Annotated in this window: 8 protein-coding genes and 1 pseudogene; all 9 read left to right on the top strand. The window is 66.8% G+C overall.

Going from position 1 to position 7,523, the window contains the following annotated elements:
- A pseudogene (locus AB7U92_RS17840) lies at positions 1 to 548 on the top strand (succinate dehydrogenase/fumarate reductase flavoprotein subunit); the annotation flags it as partial.
- A 16-nt stretch (positions 549 to 564) separates the two neighbouring features.
- Positions 565 to 1,269, top strand: a complete 705-nt coding sequence (locus AB7U92_RS17835) for a succinate dehydrogenase iron-sulfur subunit (RefSeq protein ID WP_428579893.1) — start codon at positions 565 to 567, stop codon at positions 1,267 to 1,269.
- 13 nt (positions 1,270 to 1,282) lie between these two features.
- Positions 1,283 to 1,636: a succinate dehydrogenase assembly factor 2 gene (locus tag AB7U92_RS17830; RefSeq protein WP_428579891.1), complete on the top strand. Its 354-nt coding sequence runs from the start codon at positions 1,283 to 1,285 to the stop codon at positions 1,634 to 1,636.
- Between the two features lie 10 nt (positions 1,637 to 1,646).
- The gene (gene gltA, locus AB7U92_RS17825) at positions 1,647 to 2,960 is read left to right on the top strand and encodes a citrate synthase (RefSeq protein WP_428579888.1); all 1,314 of its coding nucleotides are present in this window, start codon (positions 1,647 to 1,649) and stop codon (positions 2,958 to 2,960) included.
- 106 nt (positions 2,961 to 3,066) lie between these two features.
- Positions 3,067 to 4,488 (top strand): 3-isopropylmalate dehydratase large subunit, encoded by a 1,422-nt coding sequence (leuC, locus tag AB7U92_RS17820; RefSeq protein ID WP_428579886.1) that lies wholly within the window; start codon positions 3,067 to 3,069, stop codon positions 4,486 to 4,488.
- Between the two features lie 25 nt (positions 4,489 to 4,513).
- Complete coding sequence (locus AB7U92_RS17815) at positions 4,514 to 4,642, top strand: entericidin A/B family lipoprotein (protein ID WP_428579883.1); 129 nt, start codon at positions 4,514 to 4,516, stop codon at positions 4,640 to 4,642.
- Between the two features lie 6 nt (positions 4,643 to 4,648).
- A complete protein-coding gene (leuD, locus tag AB7U92_RS17810; RefSeq protein WP_428579880.1) occupies positions 4,649 to 5,293 on the top strand; it encodes a 3-isopropylmalate dehydratase small subunit in 645 nt (214 codons plus the stop codon).
- A 14-nt stretch (positions 5,294 to 5,307) separates the two neighbouring features.
- Positions 5,308 to 6,411 (top strand): 3-isopropylmalate dehydrogenase, encoded by a 1,104-nt coding sequence (gene leuB, locus AB7U92_RS17805; RefSeq protein WP_428579877.1) that lies wholly within the window; start codon positions 5,308 to 5,310, stop codon positions 6,409 to 6,411.
- Positions 6,412 to 6,500: 89 nt separating this feature from the next.
- A partial coding sequence (gene asd, locus AB7U92_RS17800; protein WP_428579874.1) for an aspartate-semialdehyde dehydrogenase occupies positions 6,501 to 7,523 on the top strand: 1,023 nt, incomplete at its 3' end.

Here is a 7,523-nt window from a genome sequence, read left to right as displayed (position 1 = left end):
CGGCCGGCAACCACATCGTGGACAGCGCGCTGAAGACGAAGAGCCACAAGCCGCTGCCTTCAGACGCCGCCGACCGCACGCTGGCCCGCCTGGCCAAGTACGAGAAGAGCAGCAGCGGCGAGTACGCACAGGACGTGGCCAACGACCTGCGCCGCGCGATGCAGCAGCACGCCGGCGTGTTCCGCACCCAGGCCTCGATGGACGAGGGCGTGGTCAAGGTCAAGGAGATCGCCGAGCGGGCCAAGCACATTCACCTGGCCGACAAGTCCAAGGTGTTCAACACCGCGCGCATCGAGGCGCTGGAAGTCGAGAACCTGATGGAGTCGGCGCTGGCCACGATGATCTCGGCCGCCGCCCGCAAGGAAAGCCGCGGCGCCCACACCGTCAACGACTACGGCGACACGCCCGAGCATCCGAACGGCCGCAACGACACCGAGTGGATGAAGCACACGCTGTGGTACAGCGAGGGCAACCGCCTCGACTACAAGCCGGTGAACCTGAAGCCGCTGACGGCGGAATCGATTCCGCCGAAGGTCCGCACCTTCTGATTCGCACGAGACCGACATGGCCAAGCGCACCTTCCAGATCTATCGCTACGACCCCGACACCGACGCCAAGCCGCGCATGCAGACCCTCGAGGTCGAGCTCGACGGTTCCGAGCGCATGCTGCTCGACGCGCTGATGAAGCTCAAGGCGGTCGACCCGACGCTGAGCTTCCGCCGCAGCTGCCGCGAGGGCGTGTGCGGCTCGGACGCGATGAACATCAACGGCAAGAATGGCCTGGCGTGCCTGACCAACATGCGCACGGTGCCCGACGTGGTGGTGCTCAAGCCGCTGCCCGGCCTGCCGGTGATCCGCGACCTGATCGTGGACATGACGCAGTTCTTCAAGCAATACCACTCGATCAAGCCCTACCTCGTCAACGACGAGCCGCCGCCCGACAAGGAGCGCCTGCAGTCGCCCGAGGAACGCGACGAGCTCAACGGCCTGTACGAGTGCATCCTGTGCGCGAGCTGCAGCACCAGCTGCCCGAGCTTCTGGTGGAACCCGGACAAGTTCGTCGGCCCGGCCGGATTGCTGCAGGCCTACCGCTTCATCGCCGACAGCCGCGACCAGGCCACCGGCGAGCGGCTCGACAACCTCGAGGATCCGTACCGCCTGTTCCGCTGCCACACGATCATGAACTGCGTCGACGTCTGCCCGAAGGGCCTGAACCCGACCAAGGCGATCGGCAAGATCAAGGAGCTGATGGTCCGCCGCGCGGTGTGATCACGGCCGCACCATGACCGCGCTGATCGACGAACGTGCCCTGTCCAAGCTGCGCTGGCGCTGCCGGCGCGGGCTGCTGGAGAACGACCTGTTCGTCGAGCGCTTCTTCGCGCGCAGCGAGGGGCGCATCACCGAGCGCCAGGCCGAGGGCATGCTGGCCCTGATGGACCTGGCCGACAACGACCTGCTCGACCTGCTGCTGTGCCGCAAGGAGCCGGAAGGCGAGTTGGTACGCGACGACGTGATCGAGGTGCTGCACCTGATGCGCACGCCGACAGACGCACAAGAAGAACGACAAGACGACGAAGGGCCGAATCGAGCCCGCCCGGTGGAGACAAGACCGGCCTCAACCCCGCCCAGCCATTAAGGAACCGACCATGACTCCGTCTGACGTCAAAGCCACCCTGTCATTCTCGGACGGCAGCCCGAGCATGGAACTGCCGATCTACAAGGGCTCGATCGGGCCCGACGTGATCGACATCCGCAAGCTCTACGCCCAGACCGGCAAGTTCACCTACGACCCGGGCTTCCTGTCCACCGCGTCGTGCCAGTCGACCATCACCTACATCGACGGCGACAAGGGCGAACTGCTGTACCGCGGCTATCCGATCGAGCAGCTCGCCACCCACTGCGACTTCCTCGAGACCTGCTACCTGCTGCTCAAGGGCGAACTCCCGAATGCCGAGCAGAAGGCCGACTTCACCAAGCTCGTGACCAGCCACACGATGGTCAACGAGCAGATGCAGTTCTTCCTGCGCGGTTTCCGCCGCGACGCCCACCCGATGGCGGTGATGACCGGCCTGGTGGGTGCGCTGTCGGCCTTCTATCACGACAGCACCGACATCAATAACCCGCAGCATCGCGAGGTTGCGGCGATCCGCCTGATCGCCAAGATGCCCACGCTGGTGTCGATGGCCTACAAGTACGGCATCGGCCAGCCCTACATCTATCCGAAGAACTCGCTGAGCTACAGCGCGAACTTCATGCGAATGATGTTCGCCACGCCGTGCGAGGAGTACGAGCCGAACGACGTGCTGGTGCGCGCCATCGACCGCATCTTCATCCTGCACGCCGACCACGAGCAGAACGCCTCGACCTCGACGGTGCGGCTGTGCGGCTCGTCGGGCACCAACCCGTTCGCGGCCATCGCCGCCGGTGTGGCCTGCCTGTGGGGCCCGGCGCACGGCGGCGCCAACGAGGCGGCGCTGAACATGCTGGAAGACGTGCAGCGCATGGGCGGCGTCGAGAAGATCGGCGAGTTCATCAAGCAGGTGAAGGACAAGAACTCCAACGTCAAGCTGATGGGCTTCGGCCACCGGGTCTACAAGAACTACGACCCGCGCGCGAAGCTGATGCGCGAGACCTGCCACGAGGTGCTGGGCGCGCTGGGCAAGAACAACGACCCGATCCTGAAGCTCGCGATGGAGTTGGAGAAGATCGCGCTGGAGGACGAGTACTTCGTGGCCCGCAAGCTGTACCCGAACGTCGACTTCTACTCGGGCATCGTGCAGCGCGCGATCGGCATCCCGGTGAGCCTGTTCACCGCGATCTTCGCGCTGGCCCGCACGGTCGGCTGGATCGCGCAGCTCAACGAGATGATCGGCGACCCCGAGTACAAGATCGGCCGTCCGCGCCAGCTCTACCACGGCTCGGAGCGCCGCGACGTCAAGCCGATGTCGCAGCGCGGCTGATCCGGCTCGAGCCCGTTCCGAAGGCCCCTGCACGCGAGTGCCGGGGCCTTTTGCTTCGCCAGCGCCTAAAATTGCCGGTTCCCCGCTGAACCTGCTGCGAGAGCCCATGCCCCGCACCCTGTACGACAAGATCTGGGACGAGCACGTCGTCCACACCGAGGAAGACGGCACCGCGGTGCTCTACATCGACCGCCACCTGGTGCACGAGGTCACCAGCCCGCAGGCCTTCGAGGGTCTGCGCCTGGCCGGCCGCAAGCCCTGGCGCGTCAGCTCCATCGTGGCCACCGCCGACCACAACACGCCGACCACCGGCTGGGAGCTGGGCTACGACGGCATCACCGATCCGACGTCGAAGCAGCAGGTCGTCACGCTGGACGCCAACATCAAGGCCTTCGGCGCCGCGGCGTTCTTCCCCTTCCTCGACAAGCGCCAGGGCATCGTGCACGTGATCGGTCCGGAGCAGGGTGCCACGCTGCCGGGCATGACGGTGGTCTGCGGCGACTCGCACACCTCGACGCACGGCGCCTTCGGCGCGCTGGCGCACGGCATCGGCACCAGCGAGGTCGAGCACGTGCTGGCCACGCAGACGCTGCTGGCCAAGAAGGCGAAGAACATGCTGGTCAAGGTCGAGGGCCAGCTGGCGCGCGGCTGCTCGGCCAAGGACATCGTGCTGGCGATCATCGGCCGCATCGGCACCGCCGGCGGCACCGGCTACACCATCGAGTTCGGCGGCTCGGCGATCCGTGCGCTATCGATGGAAGGGCGCATGACGGTGTGCAACATGGCCATCGAGGCAGGTGCGCGCGCCGGCCTGGTGGCGGTGGACGACACCACGATCGCCTACGTGAAGGGTCGGCCGTTCGCACCGACGGGTGTCGAGTGGGACCAGGCCGTGGCCTACTGGCGCACGCTGCGTTCCGACGACGACGCGACCTGGGACGCGCTGGTCGAGCTCGACGCCGCGCAGATCCGCCCGCAGGTGACCTGGGGCACCTCGCCGGAGATGGTGCTGTCGATCGAGGACCGCGTGCCCGATCCGGAGCGCGAGAAGGACGCCGGCAGGCGCGGCGCGATGGAGCGCGCGCTGCAGTACATGGCGCTGGAGCCGAACAAGCCGATCGCCGACATCCGCATCGACAAGGTGTTCATCGGCTCGTGCACCAACTCGCGCATCGAGGACCTGCGCGAGGCCGCGGCCGTGGTGCGCAAGCTTGGCGGCCGTGTCGCGGCCAACGTGAAGCTGGCGATGGTGGTGCCGGGCTCGGGCCTGGTGAAGGCCCAGGCCGAGCGCGAAGGGCTGCACGAGGTGTTCAAGGCTGCCGGCTTCCAGTGGCGCGAGCCGGGCTGCTCGATGTGCCTGGCGATGAATGCCGACCGGCTCGAGCCGGGAGAGCGCTGCGCCTCCACCTCCAACCGCAACTTCGAAGGCCGCCAGGGTGCCGGCGGCCGCACGCACCTGGTCAGCCCGGCGATGGCCGCGGCGGCCGCGATCGAGGGCCATTTCGTCGACGTCCGGCGCATCGCCTGAAGCGCCTCATCCAAGGAGACCGTTCATGAAGCGCATCCTGTTCGCCTTGCTCGCCTCGCTGACCCTGCTGGCGGGCTGCAACACCATCGAAGGCATGGGCAAGGACATCCAGAAGGGCGGCGAGAAGATCGAAGAAGCCGCCAAGAAGAAGTAATCCGGCATGCAAGCCTTCACCGTCCACAAGGGCCTGGTCGCCCCGCTCGACCGCGAGAACGTCGACACCGACGCGATCATCCCCAAGCAGTTCCTCAAGTCGATCCAGCGCACGGGCTTCGGCCCCAACCTGTTCGACGAGTGGCGCTACCTCGACCGCGGCGAACCGGGGCAGGATCCGGCTTCGCGCAAGCCCAATCCGGACTTCGTGCTGAACCAGCCGCGCTACCAGGGGGCGTCGATCCTGCTGGCGCGCAAGAACTTCGGCTGCGGCTCCTCGCGCGAGCACGCGCCGTGGGCGCTGGAGCAGTACGGCTTTCGCGCCATCATCGCACCGAGCTTCGCCGACATCTTCTTCAGCAACTGCTACAAGAACGGCCTGCTGCCCATCGTGCTGAGCGAGATGCAGGTCAGCCAGCTGTTCGACGAGGTGGCGGCCTTCAACGGCTATCAGCTCACCGTCGACTTGCAGAAGCAGGTGGTGGTCAAGCCCGACGGCGCCGAACTGCCGTTCGAGATCACGCCGTTTCGCAAGTACTGCCTGCTCGGCGGCTACGACGATATCGGTCTGACCCTGCGCCACGCCGACAAGATCCGCGCCTTCGAAGCCGAGCGGCTGATGAAGAAGCCCTGGCTCGCCCACACCCTCTGACCAAGGACATCCGCTTGAAGATCGCCATCCTGCCGGGCGACGGCATCGGCACCGAGATCGTCGCGCAAGCCGTGCGCGCCATGGAGTGCCTCGATCTGACGTTCGAGACCGAGACCGCGCCGGTGGGCGGCGCGGCCTACGAGTCGCACGGCCATCCGCTGCCGGAAGGCACGCTCAAGCTTGCCAAGGAAGCCGACGCCGTGCTGTTCGGCGCGGTGGGCGACTGGAAGTACGACAAGCTCGAGCGCGCGCTGCGCCCCGAGCAGGCCATCCTCGGCCTGCGCAAGAACCTCGGCCTGTTCGCCAACTTCCGCCCGGCGATCTGCTACCAGCAGCTCACGCATGCGTCGAGCCTGAAGCCCGAGCTGGTCGCGGGCCTGGACATCCTGATCATCCGCGAGCTGACCGGCGACATCTACTTCGGCCAGCCGCGCGGCCGCCGCGAATCGCCCGACGGCGCCTTCAAGGGCGCGCCGGAGGCCTTCGACACCATGCGCTACACGCGCCCGGAGATCGAGCGGATCGCGCACGTGGCCTTCCAGGCGGCGCGCAAGCGCGGCAAGAAGGTCACCAGCGTCGACAAGGCCAACGTGCTCGAGACTTTCCAGTTCTGGAAGGACGTGGTCACCGAGGTGCACGCCCAGTACCCGGACGTCGAGCTCGAGCACATGTATGTCGACAACGCCGCCATGCAGCTCGTCAAGGCGCCGAAGAAGTTCGACGTGCTGGTCACCGGCAACATGTTTGGCGACATCCTCTCCGACGAGGCGGCCATGCTGACCGGCTCGATCGGCATGCTGCCGTCGGCCTCGCTGAACGAGCAGGGCAGGGGCCTGTACGAGCCCAGTCACGGCAGTGCGCCCGACATCGCCGGTAAGGATCTCGCAAACCCGCTGGCTACAATCCTGTCCGTGGCCATGATGCTCCGCTTCTCCCTGAACCAGCCCGAGGCAGCCGACCGGATCGAGTCGGCCGTCCAGCACGTGCTCGCGTCGGGGCTGCGCACCGCGGACATCTGGTCGGAAGGCACCACCCAGGTGGGCACGCGCGCCATGGGCGACGCCGTGGTTGCCGCGCTTTCCGGCAAGACCGCCACCAAAACCATTACCAAGGGCTAGTTCAGCTCCGGTTCGTCTCGCCCATCCCCCGGCGACGCGACCCGGGGGCACGAAGGTTTCCACCTCACTTCACTTCAAAGGCGACGACGATGAGACTCACGGGATTGGTTGGCTGGCGGGGCATGGTCGGCTCCGTGCTGATGGACCGCATGCAGGCCGAGGGCGACTTCGGCCACATCGAGCCGGTGTTCTTCAGCACCAGCAACGCCGGTGGCGCCGCCCCGGCGATGGCGAAGAACGAGAAGACGCTGAAGGACGCCTACGACATCGACGCCCTGAAGCGTTGCGAGATCATCATCACTGCACAGGGCGGCGACTACACCAGCGAGGTGTTCCCGAAGCTGCGCGCGGCGGGCTGGAAGGGCCACTGGATCGATGCGGCCTCGACGCTGCGCATGAAGGACGACGCGGTCATCATCCTCGACCCCGTCAACATGCCGGTGATCAAGAACGCGCTGGCCCAGGGCGGCCGCAACTGGATCGGCGGCAACTGCACCGTCAGCTGCATGCTGATGGGCGTGGGCGCGCTCTACAAGGCCGGCCTGGTCGAGTGGATGAGCACGATGACCTATCAGGCCGCCTCGGGCGGCGGCGCGCAGCACATGCGCGAGCTGCTGACGCAGTTCGGCACGCTCAACGCCGAGGTCAAGTCGATGCTCGACGACCCGAAGAGCGCCATCCTCGAGATCGACCGAAAGATCGTCGGCAAGCAGCGCGCGCTGACCGAGGCCGAGACGGCCAACTTCGGGGTGCCGCTGGGCGGCTCGCTGATCCCCTGGATCGACAAGGACCTGGGCAACGGCGTGTCGCGCGAGGAGTGGAAGGGCGGCGCCGAGACCAACAAGATCCTCGGCCAGGGAGAGGGCTTCGGCACCGCGGCCGTGCCGGTCGACGGCTTCTGCGTGCGCATCGGTGCGATGCGCTGCCACAGCCAGGCGCTGATGTTCAAGCTGAACAAGGACGTGCCGGTCGCCGACGTCGAGGCCATGATCGCCGCCGACAACGCCTGGGTGAAGGTGGTGCCGAACACCCGCGAGGCCACGCTGAAGGACCTGACGCCGGTGGCGGTGACGGGCACGCTGACGATTCCGGTCGGCCGCATCCGCCATCTG

Origin of the sequence: Piscinibacter sp. (genome assembly GCF_050175855.1) — a bacterium.
Taxonomy (GTDB): domain Bacteria; phylum Pseudomonadota; class Gammaproteobacteria; order Burkholderiales; family Burkholderiaceae_C; genus Piscinibacter.
Note: the sequence above shows the minus strand (reverse complement) of the source record. Positions and strands in the feature narration are given on the sequence as shown.